This is a genomic window from Polaromonas sp. (genome assembly GCF_016185115.1).
Classification (GTDB): Bacteria; Pseudomonadota; Gammaproteobacteria; order Burkholderiales; family Burkholderiaceae_C; genus Polaromonas.
On record NZ_JACPOF010000018.1, the window covers coordinates 36,661 to 59,449 of the forward strand.

Genomic DNA, 22,789 nt, shown 5'->3' on the forward strand with positions numbered 1-22,789 from the left:
CATGAAAACCAGTACACAGGTGCTAATCGTGGGTGCAGGGCCCGCAGGCCAGGCCCTGGCCATCGAGCTGGGGCACCGGGGCGTTGACTGTCTCATCATCGACAAAAACCCGCGCATAGGCGTGGCCCCGCGAGCCAAGACCACCAACGTGCGCACGCGCGAACACTTCAGGCGCTGGGGCATTGCCGATGCACTGCGCGACGCGGCGCCTTTCGGGGTGGACTACCCTTCAACCGTGGTGTTCACCACGCGCCTGTCGGGCCACGAGCTCACCCGGTTTCATAACGCCGGGTACTGTGCGCCGGGCCGAAACCCGCTTTACGCAGAGCATGGTCAGTGGATTCCCCAGTACACGGTTGAGCGTGTGATGCGCCAGCACCTGGAATCGCTGCCCAGCGTTCAGGTTGAATTGAACACCGAACTCATCAGCTTCACGCAGGGCGATGACGGCGTGGTGGCCTTGCTGCGTAACCTGGACACCGGGGCCGAGCACACCGTGCAGTGCCTGTACCTCGCCGGGTGTGACGGCGGGCGCAGCCTGGTGCGCGAAGCACTGGGTATTCATATGGAGGGCAACTTCGGGCTTTCGAGAAACTACAACATTATTTTTCGTGCGCCTGGCCTTGCAGAGGCACATGCGCATGGCAAGGCCATCATGTACTGGCAGATCAATGATGATGTGCCCAGCCTGATAGGCCCCATGGACACTGGCGACCGCTGGTTCTTTATGCCTACCGGGCTGGCGCCAGATGTGCAGGTCAGCCTTGACACCGCCGCCGCGCTGATTCGCCGCGCCACGGGCATTGACCTGCCGTATGAAGTCCTCAGCATTGACGAATGGGTGGCGCACAGGGTGGTCGCCAGCAGCTACCGTGACCGCCGGGTGTTTCTCGCCGGGGACGCCTGCCACCTGCACCCACCCTACGGCGGCTTCGGCATGAACATGGGTGTGAGCGACGCGGTGGACCTGGGCTGGAAGCTGGCCGCCACCCTGCAGGGTTGGGGTGGCGCTGCGCTTCTTGACAGCTATGAATGCGAACGCCGGCCCGTGCATCTGCACGTGCTGGCGGAGGCCGCCGGCAACCACGCCAGGTTCAGCAACGCCCTGTTTGAAGAGGGCATTGAAGCCGGCACCCCCGAAGGCGCTGCGACGCGCGTGCGGGTTGGCAGGCGCATACAGGCTGAGAAGCTGTCGGAGTTCTACACCCTGGGCACCATACTGGGTGACCGTTACAGCGCCTCGCCCGTGGTGCAGCAGGGCGGAGGTACTACGGATGCGCCGCGCGATTTTCTCAACTACCTGCCCAGCTCGGCCCCTGGCGGGCGGGCGCCCCACGCGTGGCTGCACGACGGGAGTTCACTGTATGACCACTTCGGCCAGGGCTTCACCCTGCTGGCATTGCCGGGTGCGTCCGACGCGTCAATTCAGCAGGCAATGCGGGACGCGCACCGGTGGGGCGTGCCTTGCACAGTGTGCAAGTCAGACAACCCGGCGGTGACGGGTTTGTACAGGCGCCGCCTGACGCTTGTCCGGCCAGACCAGCACATTGCGTGGGCGAGCGACACCTGGCCCGACACGCACGAGCTGGATGTGTTTTCCATGGCGACCGGGCAGTTGCCGGTTGCCGCCTTGAACACCCACCCAAAAGATTCCCAACCACAAGAGGAGACAGTCCATGAGTCAGGTTCTTGAATCACGTCCGCAGCTTGTTCCCGCGTCTGCCGCCGTCTCTCCGGCGCGGCTCGCCCATGTGGTGCTGCGCACCTCGCAGCTTGACGCGCTGGTGGAGTGGTATTGCACGGTGCTGGGAGCGACGATTGCCTTTGCAAACAGCGAGCTGGCCTTCATGACCTACGACGAGGAGCACCACCGCATTGCCGTGCTCAAGGTTCCCGGCCTGCAGCCGCAGACGCAGGCTACGGTGGGCATGCACCACGTTGCCTTTACCTACGCATCGCTGGGCGACCTTGTGGCCACCTGGGAACGGTTGGGCAAGGTGGGTATGGAGCCGGCCATGTGCGTCAACCACGGGCCGACAACATCGATGTACTACGCCGACCCGGACGGCAACCTGATTGAACTGCAGGTGGACAACTACGACACGGTAGAAGAGGCCGGCTGGTTCTTCTACAGCCCTGCATTCGCAACCAACCCCATCGGGGTGGACTTTGACCCGGCCGAACTGGCGCGGCGCTTTCATTCCGGCGAAGACGAGGCCTCCATCAAGCTCAGGCCTGACAGCGGTGCGCGCGGGCTGGACTCGATCAAGGTGCGCTGAGCAGCACTGAACATGAATTTGACGGATGACGAGATTGCCGGGGAGGCGCGCATGGTGCGCCTGCTCAACGAGATTGCATGGCTCATCGATCACGGCCGGGCCGACGAGACGCCGCGTTTCTTTACGGCAGATGCGGTGATCGATGGCGTGCTGCCTGCGCGAACGGGTATCGATGCGATCAGGGAGGCGATGGTTCTTCGCGCCAGGGCGCGGATCGCTTCGCGGCATGTGCATACCAACTTCCGGCCGGTTTGGGACAACAGCCACACCGTGGTGATGCATCACACGCTTTCCCTTTACCGGACGGAGCGGCCCGACGGGCATGTGCCCCCGGTGGCCATTTTCGATATCGCCGACCGGCTGCGCAGGGGCGATGACGGCCACTGGCGCATTGCGCACAGACACATTGCCCCGGCATTTACCAACGCGTCATCGCAGCATGAAGGAGAAGAAAAATGAAAGTCCCGCCATACAGTGTGCATGGAGATACGGTGTGAACACGACGAAACCGGACGCTCCCCTGAAGAACAAAACCCTCTTCATCACCGGCGCCAGCCGTGGCATTGGCAGAGCCATCGCGCTGCGCGCCGCGGCGGACGGCGCCAACGTGGTGATCGCAGCGAAAACAACCGTGCAGGACGACCGGCTCCCGGGCACCATTCATTCGGTCGCAGCCGAGGTGGAAGCGGCCGGTGGCAGGCCACTGGCGGTGGTGCTCGACATTCGTGACGAGGCGCAGGTGGCCAGTGCCGTCAGGCAGGCGGCCGAGCGCTTCGGCGGGATCGATATCCTTGTCAACAACGCGAGTGCGATTCATCCCCATGGCCTTCTGGACACGCCGGTCAAGAAGTACGACCTCATGATGGATATCAATGTCCGGGGCACCTACCTTTGCAGCCAGGCGTGCATGCCCTACCTGCTCGATTCGGTGAACCCGCACATCCTGACGCTGTCGCCGCCCATAGATCTCAGCCCGGGGTGGTTCAAGGCCCACCCGGCCTACACCGCGTCAAAGTATGCAATGAGCATGGTCGCCCTGGGCATCGCCGCTGAATATGGTGAAGGCAGGATTTCGTGCAACGGGCTGTGGCCACGAACCTTGATCGGAACGTCGGCCTTGCGGCTGGCGGCGCCCGGCATGGTGGATCGCTCGCGCAAGCCCGACATCATGGCCGACGCGGCCCACTGGATCTTCAGCCAGGCGGCGGGCAGCAACAACGGCAGGTTCTTTCTCGATGAAGAGGTGCTTCGCGGCGCGGGCATGACTTCTTTCGACCAATACCTGACGACGCCAGGTTATGAGCCGGAGATTGACTATTTCGTGACGTGATGGCGGCGAGGCCCGATGCACGTGCGGCGGAGTGCTGCAACGATGGATGTCCATTGAGTTACGATGGGTCATTCCTGGGACAATAATCGGGCATGGGGCCTTGTTGACGATTGCTTTGGTATGAGCAATTTCATCAAGTCCCTAGTTGAATCCTTCGTCCTATCGGGCAGACATTGACGGATTAAGAGCTGTAGCGGTTTTATCCGTTGTGGCCTTTCATGCTTTTCCAGGCTATTTTCCGGGTGGCTTTATCGGAGTAGACATATTCTTTGTCATATCCGGTTTTCTGATCTCTTCAATCCTCTTTGACAGTCTCAAAAAAGGCTCGTTCAACGTCCTGGATTTTTACAAGCGGCGCATCAAAAGGATATTTCCAGCCCTTTTGTGCGTGCTGCTTTCCTGCTACCTGTTTTCATGGTTCGTCCTGTTCCCTGATGAGTTTGCGCGTTTGGGCAAACATATGGCAGCTGGAGCCGCATTTGTTTCAAACATCGTCCTGCTGTATGAAAGCGGGTATTTTGATACCTCGGCGCAGACAAAGCCGCTTCTGCATCTTTGGTCTTTAGGCATCGAAGAGCAGTTTTATATTTTTTGGCCGTTTTTGCTCTGGGTCTTTTGGAAAGCCCGTTTTAACGTCTTTGTGTGCGCTGCCGTTTTGGCATTGGTGTCGTTCGCCCTGAATCTGGCCGGCGTGCGTGATGCCCAGACGACGACGTTCTATTCTCCGCTTACGAGATTCTGGGAGTTGCTTGCTGGAGGCCTTCTTGCATACGTCCACCATGGACAGGCGGGAACTCCGTTGAAAGCCCGGTCAATTTGCCCTGCGTTTTTCAACAGCGAGCACTTTGTCCGCTTTGTCTTTTCCTCGCCTCAAGTCAAAAACATGCAGGCTGCGCTAGGCAGTTTGTTGATGGCCGGTGGATTCGTTGTGATTTCAGAGCACAAGGCTTTTCCGGGCTGGTTGGCCTTGTTGCCCGTCCTGGGAACAGTGCTGATTATTTCGGCAGGCCGTGCGGCATGGATAAACAGGGTGTTGCTATCCAACCGCCTTCTCGTGTGGGTCGGGCTGATCAGTTTCCCGCTGTATCTGTGGCATTGGCCATTGCTGTCGTTTCTGCACATCCTGAATGCTGGCAATGGAATGTGGCGCTTGCTGGCAGTTGTGCTTGCGGGGGTACTTGCATGGTTGACATACGTCTTTGTAGAAAGGCCTTTAAGGTTTGCACGACATGGCAGGCTCGCACTGCTTCTTTGTGTGTTGATGTCTGGAATGTTTTTTGTGGGGCTCGTCACAGAAAAAGGAGACGGCTTCGAATCGCGCGCAACGATCAGGGGATTTAACGCTGCCCGAGCATCGTTAAGCTGGCCGGGGCACAACAACTTCGAAGCGACATGCATTAAAAGGTTCAAGGGGAGTGGCTATTGCACACTTGCGAAAGATGCTCCCGCCACTGTTGCATTGATTGGCGACAGCCAGGCAAATCATTTTTTCCCCGGACTTGCGGCGCAGTATCTGGACGTCGGTGAAAACCTGGTTAATCTGGGCTGCGGGGCATGCCCCCCTCTCATCGGTACAACCAGCAGATATAGGGGAAAGACACCCATTGCAATGCAGACCATGGATTTGGTGGTTGATATGGTTGTCAAGGACCCCGGAATACATACGGTAATCCTGGCCGCCAACTGGCATCTGTATCTGCAGGGAACAAGGTTCAGCGATGAGTCCAAAACGTGGCCGCTCTGGGAAATACGCAGTACCGATGCGCCACTTGTTGAAAATAACAACGCAGTTTTTGCGATCCAAATGGCCAAAACAGTGGAGAAGCTTCAGGAGGCAGGAAAGAAGCTGATAGTCATCAAGCAGATTCCCGAGTTGAATTACTTGCCTTCAATATGCCTTCCGCCCCGTCCGTTTTCGCTTGCGGCCAGAAATCCCCAATGTTTAACGCCAGTGGCTCGTGTTGATCGTTATCTGGATCAATACAAGTCAAGCTTTGATAGTTTCTTTAACAAACGCCCAAATATCATCGTGTGGGATCCGAAACCAACGCTCTGCGACGGCCAGTTTTGCCGTTCGATGAAAGGTGGCGATACGCTTTATCGGGACGAATTGCATCTGTCAGAGTTCGGTTCTATTGAAGTCGGAAAAGGACTTTCCGGTAATTTGAGCCGGTCTGATCCTGGCAAATGACTATTTGGTGACTGACGGCATGACCGGCTTGTCCAACATGCCAGCGAGAAGTGGGGCGATGATGTTGCTCCACCTCCAGGCCGTATTGCCAGAGATTGAGTTACAGAGACGTCACAGGCCAATAAACGGTACGTCGACGCCTTCAATTTCAGGATGCATGGAGGTCCAGGTTTTCATTGAAACGTGTTCACAGGTATGCAATGGGTTGGTCCTTGACGGGGCAGCGTTTTTTTTTTTCGTGTCGCGTCCGCCAGGGTGATCCGCAATTGCGAAAAACATCAGTGCCGTCATGCCCGGAGCGTGCCACCAGTTAGCGTCTTGGCGCCGCGCGCACCGTTGCCTCGAGAATAGGTGATGCTACATAATTAATAGCTGCTCACGTGCGTATTTAAAGGGCTACAGCCGATTTGATGCTAAAAAACGGCACTTTTGAGGCTGTTTTGCGTTGCTCAGAGCGCTTTTTGATGCATGGAAAGCCGGAGTTTTGCCGTACACGTCAAAAATTTAACGTGTACGTTAAATTTTCTGCCTGCACGCCGCCACCGGCCTGATTTGGCCCTGTCAACGAAGCGCGTTGTCCCCGCTCATGTAGACGAAGACTTCGTCAAACAGCTCACCGCTTGCATGAAAGAAGTTGCAGTTGTTCTTGTGAATGACGGCCTGGCCCGGGGTGCCGTTGGCGACCTTGAATCGGGTCGCTATGCGGTCGGGCAGTTGCAGAACGTGGTGGAAGTCGCCATGCCAGATGTGGGTGTACCGCCCGAAAAGCCGCTCGAACATGCCCTTGATCTCCGTATCGCGCCCCTGGTAGACGGTGTTGTAGGTTGCGATGGTGAAGACCGCATCGGGTGTAAAGAACGAGAGTGCTGCGTCAAGGTCTTTGCGGTCGACGGCAGAGAAGTAGGCCTCTACGCGCTGAATGAGGGGGGCCTGATGCACGATGGATGCGATGGGGGTTTTCACAGGTGGGTGCTGCGCTATCCGCCTGCCCGCGGCCTACTCGATATCCACAGTGTGAAACCCGAAGTCGCCAGCCTTGCGGTTGGCGAAATACAGCCTGAGCGTTTCCTTGACGGTGCGGAAGGCGATGTCGTCCCAGGGGATTTCCGACTCGGTGAAGAGGCGTGCTTCCATGGTTTCGTGGCCGGGATCGAACTCTGTGCTGAGCAGCTGGGCGCGGTAAAAGATATGAACCTGGCCGGCGCGCACGACGTTCATGATGGTGAAAATGGGCTGCATTTCAAATTGGGCACCGGCTTCTTCGACGGTCTCGCGGGCTGCGCCCTGTGCTGTTGTTTCGCCGAGTTCCATGAAACCTGCCGGCAGCGTCCAGAAGCCCTTGCGGGGCTCGATGTTGCGTTTGCAGAGCAGCACATGGCCGCCGTCTTCACCCCAGACCGGCACGGTGCCGACCACATTGAGGGGGTTCTCGTAGTGCACGTTGTTGCATGAAGGGCAGACTGCGCGCTTTTTGGTATCGCCGTCGTCGGGCAGCCGGTACACCACGGAAGTGCCGCAAACCCGGCAGTGATTGAGGGGAGGGCGATGCATTATTTGAGTGTAGCCGCTGGTATTTGCGGCTGTCGCCTGCGGACCGCAAAACCCCGCGCCCGGCGTGCCCGCCACGCCTGGCTCAAGAACGCCGGCTTGTCAGCAAGGATGGAAATAGCTCATTCAGCCTTGATGCCAGCGGTTTTGATGGTTTTGGCCCAGAAGTCGGTGTCCTTTTTGACCAGCTCATCCAGTGCAGCAGGCGACAGGTAACGCAGCTCGATACCGGCTGCATCGGCGCGGGTTTTTGTTTCGGGCAATTCCAGTGCTGCCTTGATTTGCCCGCTCAGCCTGCTCACGATATCTGGCGGCGTGCCGGCCGGCGCAAAAATGCCGACCCAGGCTTCCAGCTCAAAGCCCTTGAGTCCGGCCTCGGCGGTTGTCGGCACCGATGGCAATCCCGGGTGGCGGCTTTTGCCGGCGACTGCCAGACCTTTTAGTTTGCCCACCTGCACCTGGCCCATCACGGACGGCGGCGTGGTGATGAAAACCTGTACCTGGCCTGAGAGCACGTCCTGCAAGGCCGGGCCGGAACCGCGGTAGGGGATGTGCACCATGCTGGTTTGGGTCTGTGCCTTGAACATTTCCGTACCGATGTGCGACAGCGAGCCGTTGCCCTGCGATGCATAGCTGACCTTGCCGGGATTGGCCTTGAGGTAAGCGATAAATTCGCGGAGGTCTTTGGCAGGAATCGACGGATGAACGGCAATCACGTTGGTGGCCACGGTGATGAGCGCGACCGGCACAAAGTCCTTTTGCGCCCACGGCAGTTTTGGTGTGAGGTTGGGGTTGCCGACGTGGTAGGCCGAATAGGAGTTGAGCAGCGTATAGCCGTCAGGGGTGGCGCGGGCGACAAACTGGTAGGCCACATTGCCGCTGCCGCCGCCGCGGTTGTCGACCACCACCGGCTGGCTGGTTATTTTGGCGAGTGAATCGGAAAGGATGCGTGCCGATGCATCGACAAAGCCGCCAGGGGGATTGGGCACCACCAGCGTCACAGGTTTGGTCGGGTAGGTTTGCGCGAGGGTTGCGCTTGAAAATGCGGCTGCTGCAAGTACGGCGATGAGGGCGATGGGCGTTCGCGTTGAGAAGATGCGCAGGCAGGCCTGGCGGGTTGCGTATGTCATAAAAATGGTCTCCGTTGTTTTTTTCAACCCATGACAGGGGGATGGACGGTTTGAGTGTAGCGGTCGGTTCCATTTCCGGCTCAAGCGATTCGGGCATAAAAAAGCCGGCGCTGAGCCGGCTTCTTCGGGATGATGACGAACTAAGCTCAGGCAACCTTGACCGTCAGCGTACCCAGGCCCTTGACCTCGCCGACCATGGTGTCGCCAGAGACGACAGCGGCCACACCTTCAGGCGTGCCGGTGTAAATCAGGTCGCCGGGTTGCAGTTCCCATGCGGCTGACAGGTGCTCGATGGTTTCGGCGATGTTCCAGATCAGCTTGGCCACCGTGCTGCGCTGGCGGTCCTTGCCGTCGACCTGCACATACAGCTCGGCGTTGTTGATGTCGCCTGCCTGTGCTGCGGGTGTGATGGGGCCGATGGGCGCGGAGTGGTCATAGGCCTTGCCTATGCACCAGGGGCGGCCCTGCTTCTTCATGTCGTTCTGCAGGTCGCGGCGCGTCATGTCCAGGCCAGTCGCGTAGCCGAAGATGTGCTTGTGCGCATCTGCCGCCTTGATGTTCTTGCCGCCGGTGCCGATGGCCACGACGAGTTCGATTTCGTGGTGCAGGTTTTTGGTCAGGCTGGGGTAGGGGATGGTGCCTGTGGTGCCGGCATCGACCACGACGATGGCGTCAGCGGGTTTCAAAAAGAAGAAGGGTGGCTCGCGGCCGGTGAAGCCCATCTCTTTGGCGTGTTCTTCGTAGTTGCGGCCCACGCAGTAAACGCGGTGAACCGGGAAACGGTCTTTCGAGCCTACGACGGGCACTGACACCGTTGCCGGTGGGGTAAATACAAAACTCATCACAACCTCTCTTCTCTGTGTATGCCCAGTGCCTGATGCACCGGGCGGTCTGAAAAACTGAACAGCACGCTGCCGGGCGCGCTATTCCATGTGGCGGTGTGCCACGACGGAATCACAAAATGGTCTTTCGGCCCGAACGTAAACGTCGTGACCTTGCCATTGAATTCGATGTCCACGCTGCCGTGGCCTTCGACCACGCTGTAGACCGCGCCATCGGTCTGGCGGTAAGGCTTGCCCTTGAAGCCGGCAGGCAGGCGCTGCATGAAGGTGGCCATTGTTGGCATGGGCGAGCCGCCGGTGATCGGATTGACGTAGCGCAGCTTCACGCCGTCCCAGGCGTCGATGTCGGCATGGTTCTCAAGTTCATGCAGCGCTTCGCGCGTGCGGTCGTAGGGGTAGCTGAAGATGGGCGAGGTCTGGCCGAAGGGCGAGGCGCCGCGCACCGGCAGCATGTTGGCGCCGTACTTGTAGTTGGTCATGCCCTCGGGCTTGGTCACGGGCTGTGATTTTTCGGCGTGGTTTTCTGCAAAACCTGCATCGAAGAACTTCAGCATCGGGATGTCGAGGCCGTCGAGCCACACCACGGGGGCGTCTGCTTCGACGCGGCCTTCGTGGCCGTGGTCATGGAAAGTCCAGCTCGGCGTGATGATGAAGTCGCCCGGCTTCATGTGCGTGCGTTCGCCATCGACGGCGGTGTAGGCGCCATGGCCTTCAACGACGAAACGCAGCGCGCTTTGTGTATGGCGGTGGCTGGGGGCGATCTCTCCGGGCATGATGACCTGCAGGCCGGCGTACAGCGACTGCGTGATGCATGACTGGCCGCGCAGCGCGGGATTTTCAAGAATCAGCACGCGCCGTACGGCTTCTTCGGCCGTGATGAGCTGGCCCGACTTCATCAGGTAAGGGTAGACGTCGGCGTATCTCCAGAGGCCGGGTACGCAGGGCGTGTTGGGCGATGTTGGCACCAGGGCGTGCAGGACTTCCCACAGCGGGGACATGCTGAAGGCTGAGATGTCGTTGTAGAAGGCCTTGCGCGCTGCTCTGTCGGTCGGTGCCGGGGCTTGGCCGGCGGGGGGGGGGGGTGTCATGTCCATGGGAACTCCTTATGGGAAAGCACGCAGCGCCGGGCCGCCCCAGGCAAGTGCAGCCCCCTCGGGGGGCAGCGCAGTACACGAAGTGACAAGCGTGGGGGCTTCATAGTTCATCGTCGAAATACGCGCCGTCCTGGCGCAGATTTTTTTGCAGCTTTTTGATGTCGGTGTCGGCAAATGTCTGCCCGGCTGACAGCGCCGCTGCGGCAGTGCCCGCAGCCTGGCCCATCACAAAACAGCCGCCGCTTACACGCGCAGCCGACTGGCCTTCATGCGTCATCGAGGCACAGCGGCCCGCGACCAGCAGGTTGCCGACGCCCTTGGGCACCAGCATGCGCCAGGGCAGGTCGTTGTAGACGCGGCCCGTGCTTGAGTCCCAGTTGCGCGGAAACTGCCAGTCGATGCGGCCAGCGGCGTGCAGCTCCATGGGCCAGGCGTTGATGCCTATGGCGTCGTCGAAGCGGGCTGATGAAAGGATGTCTTCGCCCGTCAACACATAGTCGCCCATGATGCGGCGGGTTTCGCGTATGCCGATCTGCGCGGCAATATCAACAATCGCCGAGTCTTTAAAGCCGGGCACTTCGTTGCGCAGAAAGCTGAAATATTCGGTGATCTGGCGTCGGCCTTCGATCTCGCCATCGCTGAGCTGCTTTGCATCGGTGGCGTCCATCGCGGTGCCGCCGGCATTGGCTACCTGAGTCACGTTGGCGCGCCATTCAGTCGGGTTCTTCTGCGGCCGCAGGATGGCACCTGCGCGCGGAAAGGTGTAGCGGCCGGGCTCGCGTGCCTGGCTGGCTTCCATAAAGGTGTTGATGGCCTTGAACTCGCCCACAGCGGCCAGCGCATTGGGCGCATCAACGTGGCCGACGCGGAACATGGTGGTCGGGAACAGCCCGCTGCCATGGCCGTCGCCCAGCTCGAAGGGCGCGCCTGCAAATGCGGCTACATCAGCATCGCCCGAGCAGTCGATAAAGCTGCGGGCCCGTATTGCTTGTCTGCCGGATTTGGTTTCAATCACCAGCGCTTCAATGTGGCTGCCTTGCATGATGACGGAAGCGGCGAGGGCATGAAACAAAATCCCGACGCCGGACGCCAGCAGCAACTGGTCAGCGGCACATTTGAGGGCAGACACATCGTAAGAGCGCACGCGGATGCGCCCCTGCATTCCGTCCTGCGGCGCATTGACGCCACCAAGGGCCTCCATGCGCGCCAGCAACTCATCGACCACGCCATGCACCACCTGCTGCATCTCGCCGTTCTTGCGGCCATAGAGGCCTGCAAAGTTCGTCACGCCGCCCGCAGTGCCCATGCCGCCCAGAAAGCCATAACGCTCAACCAGCAACACCTTTGCGCCGTGCTTTGCCGCACTGACGCTGGCTGCCAGGCCCGAAGGCCCGCCGCCAACCACGACCACGTCGAACTCACCGTAAACGGAGAGCTGGCGCGATGGCTCGGTGATGGATGGGGGTCTGTTCGTGGTCAAGGTGTTCCTCAGACGGTCACTCTATTTTTATATTGCGCATGCGGATGATCCCGCCCATGATGGCGGTCTCGCTGCGTATGCGGCTCAGCAGGCCGTCGGCTGACGTGCCCACGGGCGCCCAGCCCTGGTTGAACAATTTCTGGCGCGTGTCCTGATCACGCATGATCTTGTAGATCTCGGTGTCCAGGCGGGCGCGTGCGGCTTTCGACAAATTGGCCGGGCCGACCAGTGCGGTCCAGACTTCGAGGTTGAAGTCACGCACCCCCGCATCTGACAGCGATGGGGTTTCGGGTGCGAGAGAGCTGCGGCTGCTGGTCAGGCCAATCGCCTGCAGCTTGCCGGCCTTGACCTGTGGCAACGCAATGCCAGGCGGTATCAGCGCCATCTGTATCTGACCACCCAGCAGTGCGGTCACGACCTGCGGGTTGCCGGCGTAGGGCACGTGCACGGCAGACATGTCGCCGACCTTGGACTTGAGCAGCTCCATGCCCAGGTGGCCGACAGAACCATTGCCGACCGAGCCGTAGTTCCATTTGTCGCCGCCATTGCGTGCGGCGGTGAAGAAGGCAGTGCCTGCTGGCAGGTTGGTGGGTGCGACCAGCACCAGCGGTGCAGTGGCAATCAGCGTGATGGGGGTGAAGTCTTTGGCCGGGTCGTAAGGCAGCTTCGAGTAAAGCATCTTCGACGAGGTGAGGTTGCCGTTGATGACGACACCCAGCGTGTGGTCATCGGTAGCCTTGGCGACCTGGTCTGCTGCGATGTTGCCCGAAGCGCCGGGCTTGTTGTCGATGATGACCGGCTGGCCGAGTGCGCGCGACAGCGGCTCTGCAATCGTGCGTGCTGCCAGGTCAGGTGTGGAGCCGCCGGGAAAGCCGACCAGGATGTGAACTGGTTTTGTCGGCCATGCGGCATCTGCCGCCTTTGTGTTTTTTTGCGCTGCAGCGCCAAAGGGCAGGGCGCAGGCAGCCATCAAAAAAGCGGCATGTGCCAGGGCGTTGCGCCTTGCCGTGCGGTAAGAGCTTGTGGTCTTTGTCATGAAGGTCTCCGAAGTACGAAAACCCTTATTGGAACAGTTTTGACGGCTCGATACCGTCGTACATCCACTTCAAACCGGCAAAACCTGCGCTCTCCTTGCCGCCCTGGAACATCAGGTTGCGCAGCTCGCGCTGCACGCCTGATGCATGGTAAATATCACCGTAAAAACGGGCGGTCAGCTGCACGCGGCCGGTGCGCAGGTAGCGCGCCTTCTGGTACTTCTGGAAGGCATCCTGGATATCGCCTTTGGTAAAACGCAGGGCCTCACGCAAAACGACCGCGTCTTCAATCGCCTGGCCGGCGCCCTGTGCCAGGTACTGCAGCATCGGGTGGGCGGCATCGCCCAGCAGGGTGACGCGGCGGTCTGTCCAGTTCTTCACCGGCTCACGGTCACACAGCACCCACATCTTCCAGGTTTCGATTTTGGCGAGCAGCTCCTTGACCTGGGGGCAGGCCTCGGCAAAACGTTCGTTCAATTCGGTGGTGTCGCCAAAGGTGTTCCAGCCTTCGTCGTACTTGTTGCTGTGAAAGACGGCAACCATGTTGAACAGCTCACCGCGCCGCAGCGGGTAATGCACGAGGTGGGTTTTTTCGCCGCCCCACAGCGTCACGTCATTGCTCCACAAATGTTCTGACACATCCTCGCGCTTGAGCACCGCGCGGTAGGCGATGTGGCCAGAGACGCGGGGCTTGCCGTCACCGACCACGGCTTCACGGATCTTGCTCCACATGCCGTCGGCTGCGATCAGCGCCTGGCCTTCAACCACTTCACCGCCCGCCAGGTGCACACGCACGCCATCGGCGGACTGTTCATACGATTCGACCCTGGCATTGGTGCGTAGCGTGGCGTTGGGCAGTGCGCGGCAGGCATCGAGGAACACCTGGTGCAGGTCGGCACGGTAAATGACGCCGTAGGGAAAGCCGTAGACCGCACGCGCCACATCGCCCAGCGGTACGCGTATGACCTTCTCGCCGGTGCGCACGTCGTTCATGCCCAGGCCTTCGGGGAAGAAGACCACCTTGTTGATGACATCGGTCAGGCCCAGGTATTCAAACATCTTGAAGATATTGGGGCCGAGCTGTATGCCGGCGCCAATCTCGCCGAACTCCGTGGCCTGCTCAAGCACCGTCACTGCATGCCCGTCTTTGGCCAGCACCATGGCCGCCGCCATCCCGCCTATGCCGCCGCCTGAGATGATGATGGGAGATTTTTCAGCCATGTCTCTGTGTCCTGGTTGGTGAATGTCATGCCCGGCCAGTAACCGGTTGATTAATGATAAGTATACTTATTATATTTGACCTTGGTACATACCCTGACTTGCGGGCCGGTGCCGCGTTTGCGCCATGTATGGGGATGGGCGAGGCAGGCCTCACTTAAACTTCGCGCATGGCAAAAAGTTTTAATTTCATTGAGGCCCCCGGTCACCTGATCCGTCGCGCGCAGCAACTGGCTGTGGCCATCTTCATGGAAGAAACCGCCGGTTTCGATGTCACGCCGGTGCAGTTTGCCATTCTGAACGCCTTGATGGACGACCCCGGTGAAGACCAGATCACCCTGTCGGGCCGTGTGGCGTTTGACCCGGCGACGTTCGGCTCTGTCATTGGCCGGCTGGAGGCCAAGGGCTGGGTCAGGCGTGCTGCCGACCCCGGCGACAAACGCCGCAAGCTGCTATGGGCGACAGAAGAAGGCGCCGAGGTCGCGCTGAAAATGAAGCGCGCCGTGGGCCGTGCCCAGCAGCGCATCGTCAGCCCGCTGGAGCCTGCAGAACAGGAGCAGCTGTCCTTGCTGTTAAGCAAGATCGTCGCCGCGCACCAGGGCGCGGCTGACGAGGCCTGACGGTCCTTTTGAGCAGCTCAGACCGATTCCGAGCCGTGGAAACGGCTTTGCCGGGCCACAGGGGGCGCTCCTTTTAGGGCGCATAGAGCTACACGTAGCGAGCCACCGCGTGGCCAAGCGAAGAGAGGTCTTCGCGAGCTCAAGCCATTGAACCGGCTTTGCCGGGCCATAGGCGGGCGGCCCCCTCGGGGGGCAGCAGGTTTTTGGGGTCAGAGCCCAAATTCACCGAGCCTTTGGCTCGCCCTTCGGGTGCGGTGCGTTGCACCGCAGTGAAATTGGTGTCTGACCCCAATAACCTGCGTGGGGGCTCTATTCAACCAGCAGATTGAAATGCTCGACGGCGGGTGCGCCGTTGAAAAACGGTCCGACGATGGCGCGCCAGTCGGCAAAGGCCGGCGAACCGCGGAAGTCCACCGTGTGGTTTTCAAGCGTGTCCCAGTAGATGTTGACCACATAGCGCTCGGCGCTTTCAATGCCCTTGTAGATTTTGAACCCCCTGAAGCCTTTGGCCTTTGAGATGACCTCGCGAATGCCGCGCTGCAGTGCTTCATCAAAAGCCGCCTGCTGGCCGGGGTGAATGCGGATGTCAACGAGTTCGAGAATCATGTGTGCTCCTGTGTTTTGAATGGGTGGTGATGCAGCGTGTGCTGGCCGTCACTCTAACCTGATTCCTGGTGCGCCCGGGCTGGGTATTTGGCTGATGGGGCATGTAAGCCAAGCCTTACCGTTGATGGGGTTGTCATCCCGCAATGCCCGCGCCCTTGTTTGGGTAACTTCAAGGCTTCAACATTCCAAACGGAGAAACTTAATGCCCATCATTGCCTGGCTACTCGGTGTGCCACTCAGCGTTGTCCTTATTCTGATGTTGCTTGGCGTCTTCTGACGCGGCAACGGATCCGGTTATTCAGGCGGGCGTGCCGGACGCCCTTTCTAAAGCTCTCTCAAGCTCTCTCCAGGGCCATCAGCACCTGACGCAAACCGTCAAGTGCTGATTTTTTTTGGCCTGTCAGCATGGCGCTTCCCGCGTCTGTCTGTGCCCTCACAATGGCCCCGTCCACCGCCAGGGCTGCTGCGCTGGCGATTGCCGCATCGCGGTCAGGCAGCAGGCCTTCAATGACGCGCAGCATGGCGTCCTTGTGAGCCTGGGCAAGGGCCACCATGCCGGGCTGGCTGCCGCCCATCTCGGCCACCACATTGATGAAGGCACAGCCGCGAAACACCGGGTTCTCAAACCATTCCTGCATTGTTTTCACAAGTGGCTGCAGGCCACCCCCCGCTGTCGCGCCGTGGCGCCCGAGGGCATCGACAAACCATGCCATCCAGTGTTCATGCCTGTAGTTCAAATACGCCATGACCAGTTCATCCTTGCTGGGGAAGTGCCGGTAGAAAGTGAGCTTGGCCACGCCTGATTCGGCAATGATGCGGTCCACCCCCGTCGCACGGATGCCGTCAGCGTAGAAAAGGTCGTGCGCCGTGACGAGGATGCGGTCACGCGCGGAAAGTGTCGTGTCGTCCATAGCAGGCATTGTAGACAGGTCTGTCTACCTGTGCCAGAATCTGTGCATGTAGACAGATCTGTCTACTTTGACAGCTTTCCCACCCCAGCAGGAGCCACCATGGAAACCCGTCCGCCGCTTCCCCCTTTCAGCCTTGAAACAGCCAGACAAAAAGTCCGCGCCGCCGAAGATGGCTGGAACACACGCGAGCCGCAGCGTGTGTCCATGGCCTACACGCCGGGCAGCCGCTGGCGCAACCGGGCCGAGTTCGTTACCGGCCGTGAAGAAATCGCAGGGCTGCTGACCCGCAAATGGACGCGCGAGCTTGATTACCGGCTCATCAAGGAAATCTGGGCCTTTGCCAGCCACCGCATTGCCGTGCGTTTTGCCTACGAGTGGCATGACGATGCGGGCAACTGGTTCCGCTCATACGGCAATGAAAACTGGGAGTTTGATGACAACGGCCTGATGGACGTGCGCCACGCCAGCATCAATGACCTGCCGATCAGGGAAGCTGACCGCAAGTTTCACTGGCCCTTGGGCAGACGGCCTGACGACCACCCCGGCCTGAGCGATCTGGAGCTGTAATCTGGATAAACCAGTGGCGGCAGGGCGGCGATTAGAATCTCGCCTCCCTAGCCGCAAAGAGATTTTCATTTGACCGATTCAGACATCGCCACAGACGACACCCCCATTCAGGAACCCAGGCTGTGGACGGGCGATGGCTGGACTGCCAAGGTCATCAAGAACGAAGACGATGATGGCTGGGCGGTCGCCATGATCAAGGATGGCGAACCCGAGCCGGCGCTGGTCGGCCCGTGGACCATGGGGCGCGACAAAAAGAACCCCAAACCGCTCGATGGCAATGCCTTCAGCACGCTGGTCAAAACTGCCTCTGAATTTGTGCGCCGTCACGAGCAGCAACTGCATGCCTCGCTGCACCAGAGTATTGAAGTGACAGCCCATTCGGCGCGCGTCACGGTGTCGCTCGATATCGTGCCCGATGAAGACAATCCTCACGCCTTGTTGACTGCACAGGACGAGGCCGGTGAAGAACTTGCGCAGGTGCGCGTGGCGGCGTCCTTCAAGCTGAGCCGCGCCAGCGCCACCGCCTGGGCTGAAGGCGGTTTTGCCAAACCCGCTGACCGCAGTTAAGCGGTGGGCACGCACGCCGCCGCATGCGGCATTGACTTCGGCACGTCCAACTCCACGGCGGGCTGGCTCGGGCCCGGCCAGGCTGCTGGCTCCTCGCTGTTGCTGCCGCTTGAAGACGGCAAGCCGACCCTGCCATCGGTGGTCTTCTTTCATGCAGAACCTGAAGAGGGGCATGACCATGTGAGCTATGGTCGTGCAGGCCTGGCCGACTACCTTGCCGGCCATGAGGGGCGACTCATGCGCTCACTCAAAAGCCTGCTGGGCACCTCGATGATGGACGAGCACACTGAGGTCGCCGGCCGCGCGCTGCAGTTTCGTGAGTTGCTCGCGCAGTTCATAGGCGAGCTCAAGCGACGCGCTGAAACATCTGCAGGCCAGCCGTTCACGCGCGCGGTGCTGGGCCGCCCGGTGTTTTTTGTCGACGATGACAGCAAAGCCGACAAGCGTGCCGAAGACACGCTGGCCGGCATCGCCCATTCGGTGGGCCTGAAAGACATCGCCTTCCAGTACGAACCTATTGCAGCGGCCTTTGACTATGAATCGCAGATTCCGCCCGGCGCGCGTGAAGAGCTGGTGCTGGTGGTTGACATTGGTGGCGGCACCTCAGACTTTGCGCTGGTGCGGCTGGGCCCGGGGCTGGCAGGCAAGGCAGACAGGCGCGATGACATCCTGGCCAGCGGCGGCGTGCATATAGGCGGCACGGACTTTGACAAGTACCTGAGCCTGGCCAGCGTCATGCCCACGCTGGGCCTGGGCAGCCGTTTGCAGGGCGGGCTGGAGATTCCGTCGGCGCTGTTCTTCAACCTTGCGACCTGGCACACGATCAACCTGGCCTATACCAAAAAAGCCTGGGCGCAGTTGAGCGAGCTGCATCGCAGCGCGCTTGAAAAAGACAAACTCGAACGCCTGCAAAACCTGGTGCGCGAACGGGCAGGGCACTGGCTGGCGATGCAGGTTGAGGCGGCCAAGATTACGTTGTCTGATGCACCTGAAGCCGTGATGGACCTGGGCCGCATTGCGCCCGGTGAACTCCTGACCCTGCACCGGCCGGATTTCGATGCCGCGATTGATGGCCTGGTCTCAAAGGTTGAGGGCACCGTGATTACGTTGCTGCGCGATGCGGACATTGCGGCGAATGCGGTGAACACGGTGTTTTTTACCGGCGGCTCAAGCGGCGTGCCGCTCTTGCGTGAGCGGATCGCCGCCTTGCTGCCGGGTGCGCGTGCCGTGGAGGGCGACCGCTTTGGCAGCATTGGCGCGGGGCTGGCGCTGGATGCTGCGAGAAAGTTCAGTTGAAGGCTGGCGGCTATTGCCTCAGGCTGCGACGGCTGCCTGGCGCTTGCCGCTTTTGACCAGCCAGGCTTCCAGCGCTTCAGAGCCGCCTATCTTTTCACCGCCCACAAATACCTGTGGCGCTGTACCCGCACCGGCCACGGCCTGCAGCGTGCGCGAGGTAACGCCATGGCTGAGCAAAACTTCCTCGTAGTGCAGCCCGGCGTCGTTCAGCATGGCTTTGGCCCGGGCGCAGAAAGGGCAGCCTGCCTTGGTGAAGATGGTCACAGGCAGGGGCGCTTTCACATTGGGTGCCACATACTGAAGCATGGTGTCGGCGTCCGAGACTTCAAACGGGTCGCCATCGCGCTCGGGTTCGATAAACATCTTCTGCACCACGCCGTCTTTCACCAGCATCGAATAGCGCCATGAGCGTTTGCCAAAACCCAGGCTGCTTTTGTCGACCAGCATGCCCATGCCTTCTGAGAACTTGCCGTTGCCGTCCGGGATCAGCGTGAGGTTTTCCGCCTCCTGCGCCTTGCCCCATTCGTTCATGACGAAGGCATCGTTGACCGAGATGCAGACCACGTCATCAACCCCGTTGGCCTTGAAGGTGTTGGCCAGTTCGTTGAAGCGGGGCAGGTGGGTCGACGAACAGGTCGGGGTATAGGCGCCCGGCAGCGAAAAGACCACCACTGTCTTGCCGCTGAACAGGTCTGCCGTGCTGACATCTACCCACTGGTCGTCCTTGCGGGTTTTGAATGTCACGTCGGGAACTTGCTGGCCTTCTTTGTTTGGGAGCATGGGAAATCCTTTGGAGGGTTGGTCAGGGTCAGGGCGAAAGGGCAGGACGGGCTGACAGGCGCTTTAAATGCCTGCTGCCGACTGCATGTTTTTGATTGTCCGGTCACCAAAGGGTTTGCCCGTGTCAGACAGGGGCGACAGAGTGGCGACCCGCCATTACGGGCCAGCCTGTGTGCCGCATGACAATAGCGGCCTGATGAACATGCAAAAAGGGAGCCCGGGATGATTTTTGCGACCGACCTTTCGACCGTCACGCACGGCATACAGCTGGCTGTGGCGCCGGTGTTTTTGCTGACGGCTGTGTCCGGCATGATTGCCGCCGTCGCCGGGCGGCTGGCGCGCATCATTGACAGGGCACGATTCCTGGAGAACCGTCTGGACGCTGGTGACGTCGAGCACTCCCGCGCCGCACGCATGTATGCCGAACTGGGCGAACTGCGGCACCGTGGCTGGCTGGTCAACGGCAGCCTGGCATTGCTCACGCTGTGCGCCATGGCGATAGGCCTGACCATCATGCTGCTGTTTCTGGGCGAGACGGCGGAGCTGCTCATCCCGAAAATCGCCACCATCAGCTTTCTGACCGGTGTGATGTGTTTTCTCTCGGCACTGGTGTGTTTTCTGTTCGAAACCCTGCTGGCCACCCGTTTGCTGCGGTTTGCGCAAAGGCCGGTCAAGCCTGAGAAGTGACCGGGTCGTGATCCCGGCTGCGGCGGGGATGTCGAGCGGGGTTCTGCGGCTGTCGATTGCTACTATTTTTATAGCTGCTCACGTACGTATTTAAAGGGCTGAAGGCTAAAAATGCCCTCCAAAATGGCCCCCAAAACGCCTTTTGGGCGATTTGAGCTGCGCCGTTGGTGCTTTGACGCGGCGCGCCTCACTTAATGTGTCAGAAATAAATCATTATCTGATTAATGGGTTATATCTGATTCATTAAAACGTGGGCATGCCGATATTTGCACGACGATGCAGGCATTCGGCCTACTTCTCCCGGGCAAGTGGCTGGCCTAAATTCCAGTCATTACAACAAGGAGCTTCTCATGACCACCCTATTGACCTCAACAACTTCTTTGGGCGCTGTGGGCAAGTCTGCCCGTAAAGGACCCTCGCGGGCCCTGGCGCTCGGCCTGGCGCTTGCTCTGGCGTGCGGTGCCAGCTTTGCCGAAAAGCCTGAGTGGGCTGGCAAGGGAAACGGCAAAAACAAGGGTGAAAGCCATGGGCAGGTCGAGCGGGGCGAAGCCTACCGCGGTGGCCAGGGCAACAAGGGTGACCGCGTGGAGGAGGTCCGCATCGGTGGCTTCTTCGGCGAGCCGCAACGTGCGGCTGCCAACACCTATTACGGCCAGCAGTTCAGCAGCGGCCATTGCCCCCCGGGCCTGGCCAAAAAGAACAACGGTTGCCTGCCGCCGGGCCAGGCCAAGAAATATTCAATTGGCCAGCCGCTGCCGCGCGGTGTTGTGTATTACCCCGTCCCCCAACCGGTGCTGGTGCAGCTGGGCGCGCCGCCTGCAGGTCACAAGTATGTGCGGGTGGCGACTGACATCCTGCTGATTGCCATAGGCACCGGCATGGTGGTCGACGCAATTCAGGATCTGGGCCGCGTCTAATCAGCAGACTGCCGGCGCGACGGCAGCGTGGCCTCGACCGACGGCAAATCCACCATCACCGGCTGGCCCGGCGTGGTGCAGCCGGTGTCACAGCACTTGCCGGGCTGGCGGTTTCTGGTGATGGCGCGGTCGGGGTCGTGCGGTACGCCTTCACCGGCCACGCCGCGTTCCAGAATCCGCTCCACCAGTTCAACCTTGCTGCCCACCGGGTAGTTGCGGTAGATCTCCTGCTTCATCGCTGCAGGCGAACCGCCGCCGTGCAGGCTGATGACGCTGTACCAGCCGCCCTGGTAGCCAGCGGTCAGGTCTTCGATGAAACGGGCGGTTTCAATGCGCTGCTCGTAAGGCACATCGGGGTTGGCGCGCAATACTTCTGACAGCTTTGCGCCGGTCTCGGGGTTGTGGTCTTCATCCGGGCCGGGCAGGGTGACGATGAGGCCGCCGCTCACGTAATGCGCGATGCGGTGCATGTCATAGATTTTGGTCGCCAGCATCAGCTTGCCGATGTTGGAGAACACCGGGTCGGGCATGAAGGTCTTGCTGTACTCGTCAGGCTTGCCATACACGCTGGCCGCCACACCGCAGGCGTAAAAGCCCTCGGTGATGGTGATGAGCTCGACCATCTGTTCACGCAGATGCGTCTCCTTGCCCGGGTCGAACCCATTGGCCTCGCACATCAGCGCGCCGGCGCCAATCAGCAAATCACCAAAGCCCGCGCGTGCGCCTATGCAGGTGTGGCGGTGGTGGGTGGCGTAGCTGTAGGTCAGGTGGCCGGTGTGCTCCCACTCGCCTTCGTAAAACACGCTGTCCCAGGGCACGAAGACCTTGTCGAACATCACCACGCCAGTGCTCTGGCCATACTTGCGGCTGAAGAGGGCCGCGCCGTGCTCGACCTTCTCGCCGGGCCTGCCTGCAGGCCGCGCAATGATGGTGATGCCGGGCGCGTCCACCGGCACGGCGCAGCAGACGGCAAAGTCGGCGTCTTCCCTGCCCATGTTGCGGCAGGGCATGACCAGAAATTCATGCATATAGGGCGCGCCGGTCACGATGGCCTTGGTGCCGCTGATGACGATGCCTTTTGAATTGCGCTCGACCACATGCACATAGCTGTCGACGTTGGCCTGTTCATGCGGGCGGCGGCTGCGATCACCCTTGGCGTCTGTCATGGCGATGCCCAGTGTCAGGTCCTGGTCCTGCACACGGTGCAGGTAGTTCAGAAAGCGTGCAGTGTTTTCTGTGGTGCCACGCGCATCGTCGATACGGCTTGATACCTGGCCGATGGCGTTGAGCGCATCGTGCGTCAGGTAGCGCTGGGCGCAGCCGGTTTCCTGGCAGACCAGGCGCACCGCTTCGAGCTTGTTGAGCAGGTCGCCGCTGCTGGCGTTGATATGGGTCAGGCGGTTGACCAGCTTGCCGCTGGTGTGCTGCACGGCCGTCATGATGGGGGCGTATTTGGCCTTCAACGCGTAATCGTAGGTCAGCGCAATCGCATTGATGCCGGGGCCAAAGCCGCGTTCATCAACCACGCTGTCGACCAGCTGGCCGTCAAGAAAGACACGGGGTTTGTAGCGGCGCAGCGACTCGCGGAAATCATCGCCGGACATCAGGGTGGCTTGAGGGGCGGGGGCGTTCATCGTTTGTCTCCTTTTTTGTAAATTTGAACACTGTTCAATTTTAAAAACAAGCGTCAAT

24 protein-coding genes are annotated in these 22,789 nt (G+C 60.3%); 11 read left to right on the plus strand and 13 right to left on the minus strand.

What is annotated here, in order from left to right; genetic code table 11:
- The first annotated feature begins 1 nt into the window (after position 1).
- From HYX42_RS12815 to HYX42_RS12835, 5 genes are all read left to right on the plus strand, one after another.
- The gene (locus tag HYX42_RS12815; protein WP_293403574.1) at positions 2–1,693 is read left to right on the plus strand and encodes an FAD-dependent monooxygenase; all 1,692 of its coding nucleotides are present in this window, start codon (positions 2–4) and stop codon (positions 1,691–1,693) included.
- Positions 1,677–2,279, plus strand: a complete 603-nt coding sequence (locus HYX42_RS12820) for a VOC family protein (RefSeq protein WP_293403576.1) — start codon at positions 1,677–1,679, stop codon at positions 2,277–2,279. Before HYX42_RS12815 ends, HYX42_RS12820 begins: the two co-directional genes overlap by 17 nt.
- Before the next feature lie 12 nt (positions 2,280–2,291).
- Positions 2,292–2,738 carry a nuclear transport factor 2 family protein gene (locus HYX42_RS12825; RefSeq protein WP_293403578.1) on the plus strand — a complete coding sequence of 149 codons (447 nt, stop codon included), beginning with the start codon at positions 2,292–2,294 and terminating at the stop codon, positions 2,736–2,738.
- Between the two features lie 34 nt (positions 2,739–2,772).
- Positions 2,773–3,609 carry an NAD(P)-dependent oxidoreductase gene (locus HYX42_RS12830; protein ID WP_293403580.1) on the plus strand — a complete coding sequence of 279 codons (837 nt, stop codon included), beginning with the start codon at positions 2,773–2,775 and terminating at the stop codon, positions 3,607–3,609.
- A 145-nt stretch (positions 3,610–3,754) separates the two neighbouring features.
- Positions 3,755–5,800: an acyltransferase family protein gene (locus HYX42_RS12835; RefSeq protein ID WP_293403582.1), complete on the plus strand. Its 2,046-nt coding sequence runs from the start codon at positions 3,755–3,757 to the stop codon at positions 5,798–5,800.
- 111 nt (positions 5,801–5,911) lie between these two features.
- Here the strand turns inward: HYX42_RS12835 and HYX42_RS12840 are convergent, their stop codons facing one another.
- From HYX42_RS12840 to HYX42_RS12880, 9 genes are all read right to left on the minus strand, one after another.
- Positions 5,912–6,091 (minus strand): hypothetical protein, encoded by a 180-nt coding sequence (locus HYX42_RS12840; protein ID WP_293403584.1) that lies wholly within the window; start codon positions 6,089–6,091, stop codon positions 5,912–5,914.
- A 270-nt stretch (positions 6,092–6,361) separates the two neighbouring features.
- A complete protein-coding gene (locus tag HYX42_RS12845) occupies positions 6,362–6,763 on the minus strand; it encodes a nuclear transport factor 2 family protein (protein ID WP_293403586.1) in 402 nt (133 codons plus the stop codon).
- Positions 6,764–6,796: 33 nt separating this feature from the next.
- A complete protein-coding gene (locus HYX42_RS12850; protein ID WP_293403588.1) occupies positions 6,797–7,351 on the minus strand; it encodes an NUDIX hydrolase in 555 nt (184 codons plus the stop codon).
- Positions 7,352–7,470: 119 nt separating this feature from the next.
- Positions 7,471–8,478: a tripartite tricarboxylate transporter substrate binding protein gene (locus HYX42_RS12855; RefSeq protein WP_293403590.1), complete on the minus strand. Its 1,008-nt coding sequence runs from the start codon at positions 8,476–8,478 to the stop codon at positions 7,471–7,473.
- A gap of 146 nt (positions 8,479–8,624) precedes the next feature.
- The gene (locus HYX42_RS12860) at positions 8,625–9,320 is read right to left on the minus strand and encodes a fumarylacetoacetate hydrolase family protein (RefSeq protein ID WP_293403592.1); all 696 of its coding nucleotides are present in this window, start codon (positions 9,318–9,320) and stop codon (positions 8,625–8,627) included.
- Complete coding sequence (gene gtdA / locus HYX42_RS12865) at positions 9,320–10,414, minus strand: gentisate 1,2-dioxygenase (RefSeq protein WP_293403594.1); 1,095 nt, start codon at positions 10,412–10,414, stop codon at positions 9,320–9,322. The genes HYX42_RS12860 and gtdA overlap by 1 nt, the downstream gene beginning before the upstream one ends.
- A 100-nt stretch (positions 10,415–10,514) precedes the next feature.
- A complete protein-coding gene (locus tag HYX42_RS12870; protein ID WP_293403596.1) occupies positions 10,515–11,894 on the minus strand; it encodes an FAD-dependent oxidoreductase in 1,380 nt (459 codons plus the stop codon).
- A gap of 16 nt (positions 11,895–11,910) precedes the next feature.
- Positions 11,911–12,864: a tripartite tricarboxylate transporter substrate binding protein gene (locus HYX42_RS12875; protein WP_293403637.1), complete on the minus strand. Its 954-nt coding sequence runs from the start codon at positions 12,862–12,864 to the stop codon at positions 11,911–11,913.
- Positions 12,865–12,955: 91 nt separating this feature from the next.
- Positions 12,956–14,149, minus strand: a complete 1,194-nt coding sequence (locus HYX42_RS12880) for a 3-hydroxybenzoate 6-monooxygenase (protein ID WP_293403598.1) — start codon at positions 14,147–14,149, stop codon at positions 12,956–12,958.
- Between the two features lie 167 nt (positions 14,150–14,316).
- On the opposite strand from HYX42_RS12880, the gene HYX42_RS12885 reads away from it, so the two are divergent.
- Positions 14,317–14,766 (plus strand): MarR family transcriptional regulator, encoded by a 450-nt coding sequence (locus HYX42_RS12885; RefSeq protein ID WP_293403600.1) that lies wholly within the window; start codon positions 14,317–14,319, stop codon positions 14,764–14,766.
- 309 nt (positions 14,767–15,075) lie between these two features.
- Here HYX42_RS12885 and HYX42_RS12890 read toward each other — a convergent pair whose 3' ends face one another.
- Both HYX42_RS12890 and HYX42_RS12895 read right to left on the minus strand, forming a co-directional pair.
- The gene (locus HYX42_RS12890) at positions 15,076–15,372 is read right to left on the minus strand and encodes an antibiotic biosynthesis monooxygenase family protein (RefSeq protein ID WP_293403602.1); all 297 of its coding nucleotides are present in this window, start codon (positions 15,370–15,372) and stop codon (positions 15,076–15,078) included.
- Positions 15,373–15,707: 335 nt separating this feature from the next.
- Entirely contained in the window at positions 15,708–16,283 is a 576-nt protein-coding gene (locus HYX42_RS12895; protein ID WP_293403604.1) for a TetR/AcrR family transcriptional regulator, read from the minus strand.
- A gap of 99 nt (positions 16,284–16,382) precedes the next feature.
- Here HYX42_RS12895 and HYX42_RS12900 point away from each other — a divergent pair, with 99 nt between their 5' ends.
- The 3 genes from HYX42_RS12900 (at position 16,383) to HYX42_RS12910 (ending at position 18,713) form a co-directional block, all read left to right on the plus strand.
- Positions 16,383–16,850 carry a nuclear transport factor 2 family protein gene (locus HYX42_RS12900; protein ID WP_293403606.1) on the plus strand — a complete coding sequence of 156 codons (468 nt, stop codon included), beginning with the start codon at positions 16,383–16,385 and terminating at the stop codon, positions 16,848–16,850.
- A 69-nt stretch (positions 16,851–16,919) separates the two neighbouring features.
- Complete coding sequence (locus HYX42_RS12905) at positions 16,920–17,417, plus strand: hypothetical protein (protein ID WP_293403608.1); 498 nt, start codon at positions 16,920–16,922, stop codon at positions 17,415–17,417.
- Positions 17,418–17,420: 3 nt separating this feature from the next.
- Positions 17,421–18,713, plus strand: a complete 1,293-nt coding sequence (locus HYX42_RS12910; RefSeq protein WP_293403610.1) for an Hsp70 family protein — start codon at positions 17,421–17,423, stop codon at positions 18,711–18,713.
- Positions 18,714–18,731: 18 nt separating this feature from the next.
- Here HYX42_RS12910 and HYX42_RS12915 read toward each other — a convergent pair whose 3' ends face one another.
- The gene (locus HYX42_RS12915) at positions 18,732–19,493 is read right to left on the minus strand and encodes a glutathione peroxidase (RefSeq protein ID WP_293403612.1); all 762 of its coding nucleotides are present in this window, start codon (positions 19,491–19,493) and stop codon (positions 18,732–18,734) included.
- Between the two features lie 222 nt (positions 19,494–19,715).
- Between HYX42_RS12915 and HYX42_RS12920 the strand changes: the two genes are divergently transcribed.
- Positions 19,716–20,180 (plus strand): DUF2721 domain-containing protein, encoded by a 465-nt coding sequence (locus tag HYX42_RS12920; protein ID WP_293403613.1) that lies wholly within the window; start codon positions 19,716–19,718, stop codon positions 20,178–20,180.
- Positions 20,181–20,530: 350 nt separating this feature from the next.
- Positions 20,531–21,097, plus strand: a complete 567-nt coding sequence (locus tag HYX42_RS12925; protein ID WP_293403614.1) for an RcnB family protein — start codon at positions 20,531–20,533, stop codon at positions 21,095–21,097.
- Here HYX42_RS12925 and HYX42_RS12930 read toward each other — a convergent pair.
- On the minus strand, positions 21,094–22,731 hold the full coding sequence (locus HYX42_RS12930; protein ID WP_293403616.1) for a 4-hydroxyphenylacetate 3-hydroxylase N-terminal domain-containing protein: 1,638 nt from the start codon (positions 22,729–22,731) through the stop codon (positions 21,094–21,096). The two genes, HYX42_RS12925 and HYX42_RS12930, sit on opposite strands and share 4 nt — an antisense overlap.
- Between the last annotated feature and the right edge of the window lie 58 nt (positions 22,732–22,789).